General features: G+C 61.0%; 17 protein-coding genes. 15 read left to right on the top strand and 2 right to left on the bottom strand.

What is annotated here, in order from left to right:
* Nucleotides 1-75: 75 nt before the first annotated feature.
* Entirely contained in the window at nt 76-870 is a 795-nt protein-coding gene (locus CTT34_RS03465; protein ID WP_159341196.1) for an inositol monophosphatase family protein, read from the bottom strand.
* Between the two features lie 140 nt (nt 871-1,010).
* On the opposite strand from CTT34_RS03465, the gene trmJ reads away from it, so the two are divergent.
* The 15 genes from trmJ (at nt 1,011) to CTT34_RS03390 (ending at nt 15,320) form a co-directional block, all read left to right on the top strand.
* Nucleotides 1,011-1,790 (top strand): tRNA (cytosine(32)/uridine(32)-2'-O)-methyltransferase TrmJ, encoded by a 780-nt coding sequence (gene trmJ / locus CTT34_RS03460; protein ID WP_159341195.1) that lies wholly within the window; start codon nt 1,011-1,013, stop codon nt 1,788-1,790.
* 164 nt (nt 1,791-1,954) lie between these two features.
* Nucleotides 1,955-2,818, top strand: a complete 864-nt coding sequence (gene cysE, locus CTT34_RS03455; protein WP_159341194.1) for a serine O-acetyltransferase — start codon at nt 1,955-1,957, stop codon at nt 2,816-2,818.
* Between the two features lie 77 nt (nt 2,819-2,895).
* A complete protein-coding gene (iscR, locus tag CTT34_RS03450; protein WP_159341193.1) occupies nt 2,896-3,363 on the top strand; it encodes a Fe-S cluster assembly transcriptional regulator IscR in 468 nt (155 codons plus the stop codon).
* A 31-nt stretch (nt 3,364-3,394) separates the two neighbouring features.
* Nucleotides 3,395-4,564: an aminotransferase class V-fold PLP-dependent enzyme gene (locus tag CTT34_RS03445; RefSeq protein ID WP_159341192.1), complete on the top strand. Its 1,170-nt coding sequence runs from the start codon at nt 3,395-3,397 to the stop codon at nt 4,562-4,564.
* 54 nt (nt 4,565-4,618) lie between these two features.
* A complete protein-coding gene (locus CTT34_RS03440) occupies nt 4,619-4,945 on the top strand; it encodes a HesB/IscA family protein (protein WP_159341191.1) in 327 nt (108 codons plus the stop codon).
* Nucleotides 4,946-5,123: 178 nt separating this feature from the next.
* Nucleotides 5,124-5,549, top strand: coding sequence for a nucleoside-diphosphate kinase (ndk, locus tag CTT34_RS03435; RefSeq protein WP_159341190.1), 426 nt, complete (start codon nt 5,124-5,126; stop codon nt 5,547-5,549).
* 82 nt (nt 5,550-5,631) lie between these two features.
* Entirely contained in the window at nt 5,632-6,816 is a 1,185-nt protein-coding gene (rlmN, locus tag CTT34_RS03430; RefSeq protein WP_159341189.1) for a dual-specificity RNA methyltransferase RlmN, read from the top strand.
* A 119-nt stretch (nt 6,817-6,935) separates the two neighbouring features.
* Nucleotides 6,936-7,670, top strand: a complete 735-nt coding sequence (gene pilW, locus CTT34_RS03425; protein ID WP_159341188.1) for a type IV pilus biogenesis/stability protein PilW — start codon at nt 6,936-6,938, stop codon at nt 7,668-7,670.
* 40 nt (nt 7,671-7,710) lie between these two features.
* Complete coding sequence (locus CTT34_RS03420) at nt 7,711-8,709, top strand: RodZ domain-containing protein (protein WP_159341187.1); 999 nt, start codon at nt 7,711-7,713, stop codon at nt 8,707-8,709.
* A gap of 8 nt (nt 8,710-8,717) precedes the next feature.
* Complete coding sequence (ispG, locus tag CTT34_RS03415; protein ID WP_159341186.1) at nt 8,718-9,833, top strand: flavodoxin-dependent (E)-4-hydroxy-3-methylbut-2-enyl-diphosphate synthase; 1,116 nt, start codon at nt 8,718-8,720, stop codon at nt 9,831-9,833.
* Between the two features lie 70 nt (nt 9,834-9,903).
* Complete coding sequence (gene hisS / locus CTT34_RS03410) at nt 9,904-11,211, top strand: histidine--tRNA ligase (protein ID WP_159341185.1); 1,308 nt, start codon at nt 9,904-9,906, stop codon at nt 11,209-11,211.
* A gap of 80 nt (nt 11,212-11,291) precedes the next feature.
* A complete protein-coding gene (locus tag CTT34_RS03405) occupies nt 11,292-11,951 on the top strand; it encodes a YfgM family protein (protein ID WP_159341184.1) in 660 nt (219 codons plus the stop codon).
* Nucleotides 11,951-13,132, top strand: coding sequence for an outer membrane protein assembly factor BamB (gene bamB / locus CTT34_RS03400; protein WP_159341183.1), 1,182 nt, complete (start codon nt 11,951-11,953; stop codon nt 13,130-13,132). Before CTT34_RS03405 ends, bamB begins: the two co-directional genes overlap by 1 nt.
* A complete protein-coding gene (gene der / locus CTT34_RS03395; RefSeq protein WP_159341182.1) occupies nt 13,129-14,532 on the top strand; it encodes a ribosome biogenesis GTPase Der in 1,404 nt (467 codons plus the stop codon). The genes bamB and der overlap by 4 nt, the downstream gene beginning before the upstream one ends.
* A gap of 173 nt (nt 14,533-14,705) precedes the next feature.
* Nucleotides 14,706-15,320, top strand: coding sequence for a hypothetical protein (locus CTT34_RS03390; RefSeq protein WP_159341181.1), 615 nt, complete (start codon nt 14,706-14,708; stop codon nt 15,318-15,320).
* 15 nt (nt 15,321-15,335) lie between these two features.
* Here CTT34_RS03390 and CTT34_RS03385 read toward each other — a convergent pair whose 3' ends face one another.
* Entirely contained in the window at nt 15,336-16,208 is an 873-nt protein-coding gene (locus CTT34_RS03385) for an ATP-binding protein (protein WP_159341180.1), read from the bottom strand.
* Nucleotides 16,209-16,268: the final 60 nt, after the last annotated feature.

The raw sequence follows: 16,268 nt of genomic DNA, 5'->3' as shown, positions 1-16,268 counted from the left end.
CCCGGCAGGGCCTTTTTACTACCATTTTATTGACTACTCACTACTCACCACGCAGCGCGACCGCGCCGCCAGTGATTAAAAGTGCGGCGCCAGCTGCTTGATCAATGCTTTGTAGAGACGCGGGCCAGCGGCCATCAATTGGCCTTCGGCATTCACGCTCGGCTTGCCGTCCGGGGTACCCATCAGCGCGCCGGCTTCTTTCAACAGTAGCGTCCCGACCTGCATGTCCTGCTCTTCGAGCCCCAGGACGAAGACGCTGTCGACACGGCCAGCGGCCAGTTCGCACATATCCAGCAAACCACTGCCCGTCGCCAGCAGCGACTCTACCTGCGGGGCGAGCTGTTGGGTAATGGTCAGATACGCAGGGAGATGGCTCGGACGCAGCCAAGTTTCCGGCAGGCTCATCGCCATGCGGGTCGCAGGAATCGCGGTGGGCTTGCTCACGCGCATGCGCTTGTCGTTGTGCTGAGCGCCACGGCCACGGCTGGCGATATATTCGTCATCACCAAAAGGAGAGATCACCACCGCGTGCTCGGGGCGACCTTTAACGAGACACACCACTGAGAGTGCAAAGCCCTTACCGGCTACCGCCAGGTTGGAGTAGCCGTGCAGCGGTTCGATTTTCCACACGATATCTTCTCCTTCGCCTTCGCCCGCTTTATGGGGCGTGTAGCGGCCGGTGAAGCCGTGCTGCGGATAGCCGCGCTGCAGCTGCTGAACGATGGTCGCCTCGGCTTTGCGTGCCGTGTCTTCTAGCAAGCGGTCGAGGTTGAATTCTTCATGGGCGTTTTCGATGCGTTCGCGAACGCGTAAAAAGTGCTCAACGGCGCCGCGCGCAGCGCGCAGCGTAAATTGGACCATCGGATTCATGATCGGGCCTTGTCACAGTGATGTTAAAGAACGGGTCAGGCGCCATACGCCTTTTGGCGGGCAATTCTAACAGAGCCCCCTCGGGCATGCCATCGACTCATGCTAAACTGCGCGTTTTACGCATTTGAAGCGGGCTTACTATGCTTGAGCGCATCCGAATCGTTCTAATTGGCACCAGCCACCCTGGCAACATTGGCGGCGTGGCACGCGCCATGCACAACATGGGCTTGGCGGATCTCGCCTTGGTCGCGCCTCGCTGCGACGTGATCACCCAAGACAGCATTTCCCGCGCCTCCGGTGCCGACCACCTACTGCACCAAGCCACGGTGCACGCCACACTGGAAGATGCCGTGGCCGACTGCACCCTGGCAGTGGGCGCCAGCGCTCGCTCGCGCACGCTGCCCTGGCCGATGATCTCGCCTCGGGAGCTGGCCGAGCGCCTGCCGGGCGAGTGCCAAGCCGACAACGCCCGCGTGGCGCTGGTATTTGGCCGTGAAGATAGTGGACTGACCAACGCCGAACTGCAGCGCTGCCACGCCCACGTGCATATTCCCACCAACGCGGAATTTAGCTCGCTGAACCTTGCCGCCGCGGTGCAAGTGGTGGCGTATGAGTGCCGTATGGCATGGCTTAGCCAGGCCGATGCCCCCCAGATGGCGGATGACAATGACGAGCGGGCGACCCACGAAGAACTCGAGCGCTACTTCGAGCACCTAGAGCGCACGCTGATCGCCATCGAGTTTCACGATCCTGCACAGCCGCGCCAGCTCATGGCACGCTTGCGCCGCCTCTACCTGCGGTCACGGCCCGAAAAGATGGAAATGAACATTCTACGCGGCATTCTTTCGGCGACTGAAAAAGCCGCCCAATATAGCGAGACGCAGCGTGTGAATAAAGAGAGTCGCGACAAACTCGACTAACCCGTCACGGCGCCCTCGTCGCAAATGGCGCCAGCAAAGCGGCCATGGCCTAAACTTGAAGTTACATCGACGCGCCCCAACATCGCCTTATCGATTGCCGCTTTGCACTCAACCAATTCCAATACCGTATTGCTGCCGCCTCCCCTATCGCCCAAGGATCACCCATGTTTCAACGCCTGCGTGAAGACATCAATAGCGTTTTCGACCGCGACCCTGCGGCACGTAACTTTCTTGAGGTGCTGACCAACTATCCTGGCCTGCACGCCTTACTGCTGCACCGTTGCAGCCATTGGCTATGGAATAAGAACTTCAAATGGTTGGCACGGACGCTATCGACCTTCTCCCGCTGGCTGACCGGCATCGAAATTCACCCGGGCGCGACCATCGGGCGACGCTTTTTCATCGACCACGGCATGGGCGTGGTGATTGGCGAAACCGCCCGAGTGGGCGATAACGTCACGCTCTATCAAGGCGTGACGCTAGGCGGCACTAGCTGGAACAAAGGCAAGCGCCACCCTACGCTGGAAGATGGCGTCATCGTCGGTGCTGGGGCCAAAATATTGGGGCCATTTACCGTGGGTGCCGGGGCCAAGATCGGTTCTAACGCGGTGGTCACCAAAGAAGTGCCAGCGGGCGCCACCGTTGTGGGCATTCCCGGCAAAATCGTCAAACGCGCCGACCCGGATGTGGAAGAAGCGCTGGACGTCGACCCGGCCCGCCGTGAAGCCATCTGCCAGAAATTTGGCTTCGATGCTTATGGCGTTAGCCAAGATATGCCCGACCCCGTGGCGCGCTCGATGCAGGCCATGCTCGATCACATGCACGCCGTGGACGAGCGTATCGAACGCATGTGCTCGACGCTGCGCAAACTGGACGCCAACTACCGCGACGGCCAGCTCCCCGCCCTGCGGGATGAAGACTTTGCCGATATTCTGGAGGAAAACGACACCGGTTGCCCCGGGCTTGGCCGCGCCGCCCAGGAGCGTAGCGATACAGCGGCGGAGGACAGCGCTTCCCGCAATAGTTGACCAAAGCACTCAGGATTTCCATAATGGCGCAACATTTGCTGCCAGTGCGCTGAACGCTCAGCGACGAGGTACCTGTCATGCGCTTGACCACAAAAGGCCGTTACGCCGTTACCGCCATGCTGGATTTGGCGATCAACGCCCCCAGCGGCCCCACCAGTCTGGGGGACATCTCCCAGCGCCAGGAGATTTCACTCTCCTACCTGGAGCAACTGTTTGCCAGACTGCGCCGGGCGGGATTGGTCAGCAGCGTGCGCGGGCCGGGTGGCGGCTACCTGTTGGCCAAAGCGCCCGAGGCGATCAGCGTGTCCCAAGTGATCGATGCGGTCAATGAAACCGTCGACGCGACTCGCTGCCAGGGGCTATCCGATTGCCAGCAGGGCGATACCTGTTTGACACACCATTTATGGTGCGAGCTATCCGGGCAAATCCGCAGTTTTCTCGACGATATTACCCTGGCGCAACTGATACAGCGCCCGGATGTCATCCGCATCGCTACCCGTCAAAAACAGCGGGTCGAGGCGGGCATCCTCGCCTCCTCTCCTTGACGGCCTTTACTGCACGCTGGAACCCATGACGATGACTGCTACTCCCTCGCTGCCCATTTATCTCGATTATGCCGCCACGACGCCGGTCGATGATCGCGTGGCCGAGGTCATGCAGCGTTACCTCACGGTCGACCAACTCTTCGCCAATCCCGCCTCCCGTAGCCATATGCTGGGCTGGCAAGCCGAACAAGTGGTCGAGCAGGCGCGCCGCCAAGTGGCCGACATGATCGGCGCCGACCCGCGTGAAATCGTGTGGACCAGCGGTGCCACCGAAGCCAACAACCTCGCGCTGATTGGCTTCATGCGCGCCAACCGCGAACGTGGCATGCACCTTGTCACCTCCACCATCGAGCATAAAGCCGTGGTGGATACCGCCAAGGCGCTGGAGAGTGAAGGCTTCGAGGTCACTTGGCTGCCCCCCGGCCGCGACGGGCGCGTGACGCCCGAGCAGCTGCGCGCCGCCATGCGCGACGATACGGCGCTGGTATCGCTCATGACGGTGAATAACGAACTGGGCAGCATCAATGACATTGCCGCTTTGGCAGACGTCGCCCATGACTTTGGCGCGGCCTTTCATACCGATGCCGCGCAAGCGGTAGGACGAGTGCCGCTCGACGTCATCGCCCAGCACATCGATTTGATGTCGCTCTCGGGCCATAAAGCCTACGGCCCCAAGGGTGTTGGCGCGCTGTACGTGAAGCGCCACCCAGACATTCGCATCGAAGCGCTGATTCATGGCGGCGGGCATGAGCGCGGCATGCGTTCCGGCACGCTGCCCACCCATCAGATCGCCGGGATGGGGGAAGCCTTTGCCGTCATGCAGCAGCAGCAGGACGATGACCAAGCGCGCATCACCGCGCTACGCGAGCGCTTGTTAAGTGGCTTGGCCGATCTGGAGGGCGTCGTTCCCAACTCGCCATCCGAGAACGTCGTTCCCAACATCGTCAATCTGGCCTTCGAAGGTGTCGATGGCGAGGCGCTGTTGATGGCACTGCGGGACGTCGCGGTATCCACCGGCTCGGCCTGCAACTCGGCCAGCGTCGACCCCTCTTATGTTCTATTGGGCATTGGCACGCCCCGTCGGCTGGCGCTCTCGTCGCTACGTATCAGCGTTGGGCGCTTTACCCAAGCGGCCGAGATCGACCACGCACTAACCTTACTGCGCCACGCGGTGAGCGGCTTACGTGCCAACGCACGTTAGGCGGCTGACGCTCTCCTGACGCACGGCTAACGACTTCTCAAAGGAGAACGCTCCATGGCAACACTGAACATTACCCCCGCAGCGGCTGAACAGATCCATCGCGTACTCGACGAGCGCGGCCAAGGCCTGGGCCTTCGGGTATCGGTCAAACCCAGCGGCTGCTCGGGTTACAGCTACGTACTGGACTTCGCCGACGAAGCCCAAGCGGACGACGTGCGCTTCGAAGCTCACGGTGCCAGCGTGTACGTCGCGCCAGACGCGGTAGAGATGCTGGACGGCAGCGAAGTGGATTACGTCAACGAAGGCTTGAACCGCTTTTTCCGCTTCAACAACCCCAATGTCAAAGATCAGTGCGGCTGCGGTGAAAGCTTCACGGTCTAAACCACCCGCCAGGACGGTTGCGCACATCACCGGTATTCATCCCCACCGGGAGGCGCTATAATCGCGGCCACTCGGCAGCCGCTGCCACCGACGGCCCTAGCCGACCACTTTTTTCCTGCGCCGCCCCGGCTTTCCGGGGCGGCAATTTCTGCTTTATCCCTTTTAAGGAGATTTCTGCATGGCGACTGAACGTACTCTTTCCATCATCAAGCCCGATGCCGTTGCAAAAAATGCCATTGGCGACATCATCGCTCGCTTTGAAAAAGCCGGCCTGCAAGTCGTAGCCGCCAAAATGCTGCACCTCTCTGAAGAGAAGGCAGGCGGTTTCTACGCCGAGCACAAAGAGCGTCCCTTCTTCAAAGACCTGGTTGGCTTCATGACCTCTGGTCCGGTCGTCGTACAGGTACTGGAAGGCGAAGGCGCCATCGCGAAAAACCGTGAGCTGATGGGTGCCACCAACCCGAAAGAAGCCGCTCCGGGCACCATCCGCGCCGACTTTGCGGAAACAATCGATGCCAACGCTGTCCATGGCTCTGATTCTCCGGAAAGCGCCGAGCGCGAAATTAGCTACTTCTTCGGTAACGACGAAATCTGCCCGCGCTAAACCAAGCGCCGCCGTTTCAACCTTCGTTGCCGGCCATTTTCGCGGGGGCTCTGCCCCCGCCTCTTTCTGAACGCTGACCGCCATGACCACCACCGTAGCTCAACATACGCCTGCCACTCACACAACGCCCGATAGCGCGACGACCGAACACGCGTCTCCCGCTCGCCAGAACCTGCTGGGTCTCTCCCGCGAGCAGATGGAAGCGTTCTTTTTGTCGATCGGCGAAAAGAAGTTTCGCGCCACGCAGGTCATGAAGTGGATTCACCAGGAGGGTATCGACGACTTTACGGCGATGACCAACCTGTCGAAGCCGCTGCGCGACAAGCTCGCCCAAGTCGCTGAAATTCGCGGCCCAGGGGTTGTCTACGAAGGCACGTCCAGCGACGGTACCCGTAAATGGGTGTTAGAGGTGGAAGATGGCAGCTACGTCGAGACGGTCCTGATTCCGGCCGAGAACGGAAAGCGGCGCACGCTATGCGTCTCTTCCCAGGTGGGCTGCTCGCTGGACTGCAGCTTCTGTTCGACTGGCAAGCAGGGGTTCCAGCGTAACTTGACCGCCGCCGAGATCATCGGCCAGGTGTGGGTCGCCCAACGCAGCGTGGGCCCGCGCCGTGATACCGCCAACCGCCCGGTGACCAACGTGGTCATGATGGGGATGGGCGAACCGCTGCTCAATTTCGATAACGTCGTGCCTGCCATGAAGCTGATGCTCGACGATAACGGCTACGGGCTCTCCAAACGTCGCGTCACGCTCTCCACCTCTGGCGTCGTGCCGATGATGGACAAACTAGGCGACGAACTGGATGTGAGCCTTGCCATTTCGCTGCACGCCTCCACCGATGAGCTGCGCAACGAACTGGTGCCGATCAACCGTAAGTACAACATCCGTGCGCTGCTGGATGCCTGCCACCGCTATCTGGCCAAGTGTCCCGATAACCGTCAGGTCACCATCGAGTACACGCTGATCAAAGACGTCAACGATCAGCAGAAGCACGCTGAGCAGCTCGCCGCGCTGCTTAAAGAACTGCCGTGCAAAATCAACCTGATTCCGTTTAACCCGTTCCCGAATTCAGGTTATGAGAAGCCTTCACGTAACCAAGTGATGCGCTTTCAACAGTGGCTGTACGATCTAGAGTACAACGCCACCGTGCGGACCACCCGCGGTGACGACATCGATGCCGCCTGTGGTCAGCTGGTAGGCCGTGTGAAAGACCGTACCAAGCGCAGCGCACGCTACATTCAGTCCGTGCAGCTCGACGCTGACTAACCGCTGCTGTCTTGACTTCCAACCGACACAGCGCTTTGATGGACACGTTTTTTGCCGGGCGCTCGCCAAGCGTCCGCAGTACGGCACTGGCTCAACCGTTTCGACTCAAGAGGGCGTAGATGATCGGTCACCGCAGGCGCATTACCTCCATCAGGATGCCCATGCTGTCCGTGCTTGCTGGCAGCCTGCTGCTGGCGGGCTGTGCCACCTCTGGCCAGGGGGTCCGTACTGATGCCAATCCCGATGCGGTAGATGCCTATACCCAGCTTGGCGTCGCCTACCTAGAGCGTGATAACCTGCCACGCGCACTGAATGCCCTCGACCGTGCCCTGGAGTTGAACCCGCGTCATGCGGAGGCACTTCAAGCGCTTGCGCTGGTCTACCAACAGCAGGGGGAGAGCGAGCTGGCCAATCGCTACTTCCAGCAGGCGCTGGATGCCGAGCCATCGTTCACCCGCGCGCGTAACAACTACGCGGCGTTTTTGTATCAGCAGGCCGAGTTTTCCAAAGCCTGCGAACAGTTAGAAATGGCATCCCAGGATGCCCAATATGCCAATCGCGCCCAGCTCTTTACCAACCTGGGCCAGTGTTATTTGGCCATCGACGAATTGGATAAAGCGCGCGAACGTTTGCAACGCGCGCAAAGCATCGACCCGCGCAACCCACGCGGGTATTTAATGTTAGCCGAACTGGAAGTTTCGCAGGGCAATTATGATCAGGCCTGGGCACCGCTGCAGAACTATTTGCAGCTAGCGGGCCCAGACCCAGCGGCACTGGAAATGGCGATCGATGTCGCCCTCGCCCGCGGTGACGACGCCGCGGCTGCCGACTACCAGCGCTTGCTAAACAACTGATTGCCGCCCTGATCACCACATTATTGAAGGATGCTCAGCTATGAGCGACACACAGTTACACGATAGCGTTACTACGGCCCACAGCACGGCAACCCCTGGTGAGTTGCTCTCTCGTCAACGCGAATCGCTCGGCGTCCCGCTGGCGGATGCCGCCCGCGCCCTCAATCTGCGCCCGGCCGTGGTGGATGGCCTGGAGCGTGATAATTACGAAGAGATTCCCGTTGCCGCTTATCGTCGCGGCTATTTGCGTGCCTATGCCAAATACCTGGGCATGGATGACCGCGTGGTGCTCGACGCTTATCAAGCCCGCCACGGCACCAGCGACGCGGAACGCAAAGTCACGCCGGTCGCTGTCACCAAGCCCCCCTCCAAGGTCGGCGCGTGGCTGTTCAAACTGGTCACGCTGCTGGTGATCGTCGGGTTGATTGCCGTGACGGTGGCCTGGTGGCAGAGCCGCGGCGGCAGCGAGCCGCCGAGCATCGGCGCCTCCCCCGCCATGGAAGAGAACGACGCCCCCATGAGCGAACCGTCCCCTGAGCCAGCGCCCGAACCTACCCCAATGGTCACGCCTGAACCTGCCGTCACCGAAGAGCTGACGAGCGATGCAGCCAGCGACGCGTCTACCGACAGCGCCTCCAGCGACGACAGCACCGCGCCCGTGGCTGACACTGACGAGCGCGTACAGGCCACCGAAGAAATGCCTGACGCCCAGGTGACAGAAGCCGAAACCGACGCTCCGACCGCCGACGCAGACGCGCCCGAAGACACCGTCGCCGAGGCCGCCCCGGCGACCAACCCCAACCTGCTCGAGCTGACGTTCAACGAGCAGTCCTGGACCGAAATTTTCGATGCCAACAACCAGCGCGTGTTTGTCGGTCTGCAAACCCCCGGCACCACCGCGAGCGTTGAGGGCGAGCCGCCTTTTCGTTTAACCGTCGGCAACGCCACCGGTGTAGAGCTGCGCTACCAAGGCGAGCTCGTCAACCTTGCCGAGCGCGCCGGTGCCAATAACGTTGCCCGCTTTACCCTGGGAGAGTGACCCGTCTTATGCACGCCCCTTCTCCGATCAAACGCCGCCCGTCACGCCAAATTCATGTTGGCAATGTGGCCGTAGGCGGCGATGCGCCGATCTCCGTTCAAAGCATGACCAACACCAACACGCTGGACGTGGAAGCCACCGTCGGCCAGATCCAGCAGTTGGAAAAAGCCGGGGCGGATATCGTCCGTGTCTCGGTGCCGGATATGGACGCCGCTGAAGCCTTCGGCAAAATCAAACAGCGGGTAGCCGTCCCACTCGTTGCCGACATTCATTTCGATTACAAAATCGCCCTTCGCGTGGCCGAGCTGGGCGTTGACTGTCTGCGCATCAACCCCGGCAACATTGGCCGGGAAGATCGCGTACGCGCGGTGGTAAGCGCCGCCCGCGACCACGGCATTCCAATCCGTATCGGGGTGAACGCCGGATCGCTGGAAAAAGATCTGCAGAAGAAGTACGGCGAGCCCACGCCTGCGGCACTGGTCGAGTCCGCCATGCGCCATATTGACCACCTGGACCGCCTCGATTTCCAGGAGTTTAAAGTCAGCGTGAAAGCGTCTGATGTGTTTATGGCGGTGGCCGCTTATCGCGACCTTGCCACCCGCATCGAGCAGCCGCTGCACCTGGGTATCACCGAAGCAGGCGGCCTGCGTTCGGGCACAGTGAAGTCCTCCATTGGCCTAGGCATGCTGTTGATGGACGGTATCGGCGATACCATTCGCGTCTCGCTGGCTGCCGACCCGGTGGAAGAGATCAAGGTCGGGTTCGATATGCTCAAGAGCCTGAAGCTGCGCGCCAAGGGCATTAACTTTATCGCCTGCCCCAGCTGCTCGCGGCAGAACTTTGATGTCATCAGCACCATGAACCAGCTCGAAGAGCGTCTGGAAGACGTGATGACACCGCTGGACGTTTCGGTGATTGGCTGTGTGGTCAACGGCCCCGGCGAAGCCAAAGAGACCGATATCGGCCTCACCGGCGGCTCGCCTGCCAACCTGGTCTATATCGATGGCAAACCGGCGAGCAAGCTGCGCAATGACCACCTCGTCGACGATCTGGAAAAGCTGATCCGCGACAAAGTGCGTCAAAAAGAGCAGCAGCAAGAGAACATGATTGCGCGCAGCGTTTAACGTCCCAGTGGCTGAAAGAGGCGGTGTGAGCGTCCCGCCTCGTGTGCTGCCGCCCCATAAGGAGTTTTCATTGAGCAAGTCCGCCGCTAAAAAGATTCAAGCCATCCGTGGTATGAACGACCTATTGCCCAGCGACAGCCCTCGCTGGCAATTTTTTGAGGGCAAAGTACGCCAACTCATGCACCGTTACGGCTTCGATGAAATGCGTACGCCGATTGTGGAGCAGACGGCGCTGTTTGCCCGTTCGATTGGTGAAGTCACCGACATCGTCGAAAAAGAGATGTACACCTTCGACGACCGCAACGGTGACAGCCTGACGCTGCGCCCCGAAGGCACCGCCAGCTGCGTGCGGGCGGCCATGGAACACGGTTTGCTGCATAACCAAACCCAGCGGCTTTGGTACCAGGGGCCGATGTTCCGTCACGAGCGCCCCCAGAAAGGACGCTATCGCCAGTTCCACCAAGTGGGTGTCGAGACGTACGGCTTCGAAGGCCCGGATATCGACGCCGAAGTCATTTTGCTTTCGGCACGTCTGTGGCAAGAGCTGGGCTTGATGGAGCACGTCACCCTGGAGTTGAACTCGCTAGGCTCGGCTGACGCCCGTGCGGCCTACCGCGATAAGCTAGTGGCTTACTTCGAGCAGCACCACGATATTCTCGATGACGATTCCAAGCGGCGCCTGACCAGCAACCCGCTGCGCATTCTGGACTCGAAAAACCCAGAGATGGCCGAGATGCTCGACGCGGCTCCGCAGCTGATGGATCACCTGGACGACGAGTCCCGCGCGCATTTCGAGCAGCTCAAAGCGATGCTGGATGCCTCCGGGATTCCGTACGTGGTCAACCCACGTTTGGTGCGCGGCCTGGACTACTACTGCCGCACGGTGTTCGAGTGGACCACCACTGCACTGGGCAGCCAAGGCACCGTGTGCGCTGGCGGCCGCTACGACGGTCTGGTCGAGCAGCTGGGCGGCAAACCCACGCCTGCAGTGGGTTTTGCCATGGGCATCGAACGCCTGATCCTGCTGCTGGACACCCTCGACCTAGTGCCCAACGAAGCGCTGGGCGGCTGCGACGTTTACTTGATGCCGATGGATGACAGCGCCACCGTGGCCGCGCTGACGCTCGCCGAACAGCTGCGCAGTGCGCTGCCTTCGTTACGCCTGCAGCTGCACTGCGGCGGCGGCAGCTTCAAAAGCCGGATGAAGAAAGCCGATAAAAGCGCCGCGCCGGTGGCGATTTTGCTAGGCGAGGACGAGCTAGCCCACCAAACCGCCACGTTGAAGTTTTTGCGTGATGATCGCGAGCAGCAGCAAGTGTCCCAGACCGAGCTGGCCGACGCGCTTCGCGAGTTACTGTCGAACGTACCGTCTCACTAACATCGCTGCCCAGCACCGACTGGGCAGATGAACACTCGTTAGCCGCATTGGCGGCTGACCTATGGAACAGGAGGCCGCCCGTGGCGGAGCTGAGAAGCGAAGAAGAGCAGCTAGAAGTCGTCAAACGCTGGTGGAAAGAGAACGGAACCTCGCTGATTGCCGGTGCCGTTCTCGCTGCGGCGGGCGTCTTTGGTTGGAATGCGTGGCAGAACTATCAAGAAGGCAAGGCGGAAGCCGCCTCTGCCCGTTACCAACAGCTCATCAATATGACGGCTGGCACGACCTTGGAAGGCGATCAGCTAAGCGCAGCACAGACGCTGATCGATGAGCTCACCGACGACTACGGCAACACGCTGTATGCCGAACTGGCACAGCTCTTGGAGGCTCGTCTTGCCGTTGAGCAAGACGATCTTTCCACCGCCAAGCAGGCGCTGCAGGACGTCGCCAGCAACTCCTCGCGCCGCTATGTACAAAGCGTAGCTTGGCTGCGTTTGGCACGCATCGAAGTGGCACAGGGCAACCCCGATGCTGCGCTGGCGCTGCTCGATCAGCCCATCTCTGACGCGCTGGCGGCCCAACAAGCCAACGTACGCGGCGATGCCTTCCTCGCGCAAAATCAGCCCGAGCAGGCGCGCGAGGCATGGCAAACCGCCCAGTCACTCGCCCAAACGAAGAACCAGCCGCTGTACGGCGTGCAGTTCAAGCTTGACGATCTCGGCGCCGAGGAGGCGACACAGTGATGACGACTAGCCTGTCAAAACCGCTCTTTTCCAAACATCTAATGCGCACCACCCTGGGTGCCGTGGCGTTGGCACTGTTGGCTGGCTGTGCCAGCAAAGGTGAGCCTGCCTTCACGCCCAAAGAGCTGCGCAACTTCGATGCAACGTCATCGCTGGACAGCGTTTGGGATCGTCACGTTGGCGATGGCTTTGGCCGCGCCCGCTACCCCATCGCCCCATCGCGTGAGGGCGATACGGTCTTCGCCGCCGACGCCAACGGCCTGGTCGCCGCGTTCGATGCCAACAGCGGCGAGCGTGAGTGGGAAATCGAGCTGGATAGCCCGGTTTCCAGCGCGCTGAATGCCATTGCCGGTCAAGTGTATCTCGGCACCCGCAACGGTGAAGTGATTGCCCTCGACCAGCGGGACGGTAGCGTTGCTTGGCGCTCGCGGGTCTCCAGCGAAGTGTTGGCGGCCCCACAGGCCAACCAGCAATTGTTGCTGGTTCAGAGCGTGGACGGCCAAATCACGGCCCTGGATCGCGCCAGCGGTGAAGAGCGCTGGGTCTACACCAGCTCGCAGCCTGCCTTGACGCTACGCGGCACCGGAACGCCGATGGTCATCGATCCGGTCACCTTCGTGGGCTTGGCTAACGGACGCTTGGCCACGCTGGATAACCGCAGCGGCCAAGCTCTGTGGGATATGCAGATTGCTACCCCACGCGGACGCAGCGACGTCGAGCGGCTGGTGGACCTGTCCGGTCAGCCGGTTCTCAGCCCCGATGGTCGCCTGTTCGTGACTAGCTACAATGGCCGTGTGGTCGCCCTGGAAGCCACCCGTGGTGGTGTCTTGTGGGAAACCAACCTTTCTAGCCGCCACACGCCAATTCTGGTGGGCAACTTCTTGTTCGTGGTCAGCGACGACAGCCACGTCGTGGCCTTGGACGCCAACAGCGGTCAGGAAGTTTGGCGTAACGACGATCTCGAAGATCGCTGGCTCACCGCTCCCGCCTTTGCCGATGGCCGTATCGTCGTGGGCGATTTCGAAGGCTATGTCCATCTGATCGACGCCCGCGATGGTAACCTGGTCGGCCGCACCCGAATCGATGATTCCGGCATTAGCGTGCGCCCGGTCACGGAAGGCAGCACCATTCATGTCCAGGCCAACAATGGTCGCCTGGAAACCCTGGAAGTCACTCCATGACACCCGTCATTGCATTAGTCGGTCGCCCCAATGTGGGCAAATCGACGCTGTTTAACCGTCTGACCCGCTCGCGCGATGCGCTGGTGGCAGACTTTCCTGGCCTGACCCGTGACCGTAAATACGGTAACGGCATGCTGGGTGGAAAGGCGTACACCGTCATCGATACCGGCGGTATCAGCGGTGACGAAGAAGGCATCGATGCCGCGATGGCCGAACAGTCCCTCGCGGCCATCGACGAAGCCGATATCGTGCTGTTCTTGGTCGATGCCCGCGCCGGGCTGAACGTTGCCGATGAAGCGATCGCCAATCACCTGCGCGTCAATCAGAAGAAAACCTGGCTGGTGGTCAACAAGACCGACGGCTTGGAAGAGCACTCGGCCATGGCCGACTTCTGGAAGCTAGGCTTGGGCGACCCCTGGCCGATTGCGGCCGCTCATGGCCGCAACGTATCGCTGTTGATCGATACGGTCCTCGAACCTTTCCCTGAGCGGGATGCCAGCATCCCCGCCGACACGGGCACCAAAGGCATTCGCATTGGCGTCATCGGCCGCCCCAACGTAGGTAAGTCCACGCTGGTCAACCGCCTGCTCGGTGAAGAGCGCGTGGTCGTGTTCGATGAAGCGGGCACTACCCGTGATGCCATCGAAATTCCCTTCGAGCGCAACGGCAAGCCGTACGTACTGATCGACACCGCCGGCATTCGGCGGCGCAAGAACGTGCGCGAAATCGCCGAAAAATTCTCGATCATCAAGACGCTGGATGCGATCAAAGAGAGCCACGTGGCGGTCATGGTACTGGATGCCCGCAGCGGCTTGGTCGAGCAGGATCTGCACCTGCTGGATTATGTGCTCACCACCGGCCGTGCGCTGGTGCTGGCCGTGAACAAGTGGGACGGGCTGGAGAGCGAAGCCAAAGAGAAGATGCGCGCCGATATCAAGCGCCGTCTGGGCTTTGCCGACTACGCCGAGCTGCACTTCATTTCCGCCCTGCACGGTACGGCGGTGGGCGATCTGTACCCCTCCATCGAGCGGGCGTTCAACGCCGCCAACGCGCACTGGTCGACCAACCGTCTCACCACGCTGCTGCAGGATGCGGTCAGCCAGCATCCACCTCCCATGGTGAATGGACGCCGCATCAAGCTGCGTATGGCTCACCAGGGTGGCAGCAATCCGCCGATTATCGTGGTACACGGCAACCAGACGGCCTCGCTGCCCGAGGCATACCGCCGCTACCTGACCAACACGTTCCGCAAAGTGTTGAAGGTGCGCGGCACGCCGATGCGCTTCGAGTTCCGCTCGGGCGATAACCCGTTCGATCACATGGCGGGCGCCAGCGATAAAGAGAAAGCCAAAAAACGCGAGCTCAACCGCACCAAAGAGGCGCGCAAGAGCCGCCGTTAAGCGTTATCTCTCACCTCAACGCCCACTGACGATTCAGTGGGCGTTTTTAATGCTCCTCCTCCCGCAAATCTGCTTGACAGACACCACTGCCCGCTCTCAAATAGCGGCGCTTTTCGGCACCTGCCCTGTAGATACTTGCTCTATCACTCTTGCCCTTCTTAGGAGGGACTGACATGCACGACGCTGTTCGTCGCGGACGCGGCTTGGTTTTACTACTGCTGGCGACTCTCTTGACCGGCTGCTTGGCACTGCCCCAAACGGGACTGTTTGCTTTTCGCTTAGCCGTCACCTCACTCGGCATCGAGGACGTGCGCATTGGCCCTTACAGCGTCAATGCCGGATTGGACACCAGCGATCTATCGAGTTTGCTGGCTTCTAGCCTGGGTGCTGGAAGCTTGCCGGTGCAAGCCACCCTGGCGATGGGGCTTGGCCTGCCCGCTGGCATGCCCCCGGTGGAGATGTCTGGCTTTCGCTGGACGCTGGACATGCCCGGCGTCGACCCCGTACAGGGCAACTATGCCCAGAACGTGACGCTCACCTCAGGGGAAGATGCCAATCTCCGCCTGCCGGTGGCTTTCGATGTGCTGGCTGCCGACCAGCAGCACATGACGCCGATGCTAGAGCTGGCGAGCCAACTCGCCAGCCAAGGGGAGCTGCCTGCGGGCAGTGAGCTGGCCATCACCCCAGGGGATTTGCGCGGCCTGGGCATGACGCTACCCGCTGGTCTGCTCACCCCAACCATTCGCTTGAACGTGGGCGACGACGGGCAGCTCATCCCCCAACGCTAAAGCTTGCCCAGCGCGTCACTCACCCCGCTCATGCAGCCGTTTGCGGCCCACGTACTGGGCCGCAAACTGCCACGCCGTCCGGCCGCTTCGCCCGCCGCGCAGTGTGGCAAAGCGAATCGCTTCCGCCCGCGCAGCCTCATTCCAGTCCTGTTTTCCGCCGATACGCCCTACCCAGTGTTCGCATACTTCCAGGTACGCCGCTTGGCTAAACGGATGAAAGCCTAACCACAGGCCGAAACGATCCGAGAGGGAGATTTTCTCTTCCACCGCATCGCCGTGATGTAATTCGTCACCCACCAGCCGTGAGCCGCTGTTGTCCTCCATCGACTCCGGCAGCAGATGGCGACGGTTCGAAGTGGCATAGAGCAACACGTTATCCGGCGGCCCGGTCAGCGCACCATCCAGCACGCTCTTGAGCGCTTTGTAGGCATCGTCGTTGCCTTCAAACGACAGATCGTCGCAATACACCACGAAGCGGTGCGGCTGATGACGCAGCTGTTCTACCAACAGCGGCAGGCTTGCCAGGTCGTGACGGTCGACCTGGATCAGTCTCAAGCCTTCATCGGCGAGTGAATTGAGCAACGCCCGTATCACCGACGACTTACCGCTCCCCCGGGAGCCCCATAGCAGCGCGTGGTTGGCGGGCAGGCCTTGCAAAAAGGCGCGGGTGTTATCGACCAGCGCCTGCTTCTGACGCTCGATGCCCAGCAGATCCTCCAGCGTCATGGTGTCTCTTGGGGGCACCGGCACTAGCCGCCCGCCCAGTGGGTGGCGTTGCCAGATGGCGGCCACGTGATGCTCCCACGCAACCGGCGTGGGCGCTGGCGGCAGCCAGTGGTCGACATGATCGAGTAACCGCGCTAGGCGCTGGCTTAATTCGGCATCCATCGTCATCCTCAGAGTGCGTTATGATAGGGTTGATTTACCACTGCCAGTGGTTATCTTGTG

Origin of the sequence: Halomonas meridiana (assembly GCF_009846525.1) — a bacterium.
Classification (GTDB): domain Bacteria; phylum Pseudomonadota; class Gammaproteobacteria; order Pseudomonadales; family Halomonadaceae; genus Vreelandella.
This window is presented reverse-complemented; position numbering and strand designations above follow the sequence as displayed.

Excerpts from the sequence above, each read along its gene's own strand:
- pilW (WP_159341188.1), top strand. The coding sequence starts at position 6,936 with ATGATCGGTCACCGCAGGCGCATTACCTCCATCAGGATGCCCATGCTG.
- iscR (WP_159341193.1), top strand. The coding sequence starts at position 2,896 with ATGCGCTTGACCACAAAAGGCCGTTACGCCGTTACCGCCATGCTGGAT.
- CTT34_RS03420 (WP_159341187.1), top strand. The coding sequence starts at position 7,711 with ATGAGCGACACACAGTTACACGATAGCGTTACTACGGCCCACAGCACG.
- CTT34_RS03385 (WP_159341180.1), bottom strand. The coding sequence starts at position 16,208 with ATGGATGCCGAATTAAGCCAGCGCCTAGCGCGGTTACTCGATCATGTC.
- CTT34_RS03445 (WP_159341192.1), top strand. The coding sequence starts at position 3,395 with ATGACTGCTACTCCCTCGCTGCCCATTTATCTCGATTATGCCGCCACG.
- CTT34_RS03440 (WP_159341191.1), top strand. The coding sequence starts at position 4,619 with ATGGCAACACTGAACATTACCCCCGCAGCGGCTGAACAGATCCATCGC.
- ispG (WP_159341186.1), top strand. The coding sequence starts at position 8,718 with ATGCACGCCCCTTCTCCGATCAAACGCCGCCCGTCACGCCAAATTCAT.
- der (WP_159341182.1), top strand. The coding sequence starts at position 13,129 with ATGACACCCGTCATTGCATTAGTCGGTCGCCCCAATGTGGGCAAATCG.
- CTT34_RS03390 (WP_159341181.1), top strand. The coding sequence starts at position 14,706 with ATGCACGACGCTGTTCGTCGCGGACGCGGCTTGGTTTTACTACTGCTG.
- trmJ (WP_159341195.1), top strand. The coding sequence starts at position 1,011 with ATGCTTGAGCGCATCCGAATCGTTCTAATTGGCACCAGCCACCCTGGC.
- rlmN (WP_159341189.1), top strand. The coding sequence starts at position 5,632 with ATGACCACCACCGTAGCTCAACATACGCCTGCCACTCACACAACGCCC.
- cysE (WP_159341194.1), top strand. The coding sequence starts at position 1,955 with ATGTTTCAACGCCTGCGTGAAGACATCAATAGCGTTTTCGACCGCGAC.
- CTT34_RS03465 (WP_159341196.1), bottom strand. The coding sequence starts at position 870 with ATGAATCCGATGGTCCAATTTACGCTGCGCGCTGCGCGCGGCGCCGTT.
- ndk (WP_159341190.1), top strand. The coding sequence starts at position 5,124 with ATGGCGACTGAACGTACTCTTTCCATCATCAAGCCCGATGCCGTTGCA.
- bamB (WP_159341183.1), top strand. The coding sequence starts at position 11,951 with ATGACGACTAGCCTGTCAAAACCGCTCTTTTCCAAACATCTAATGCGC.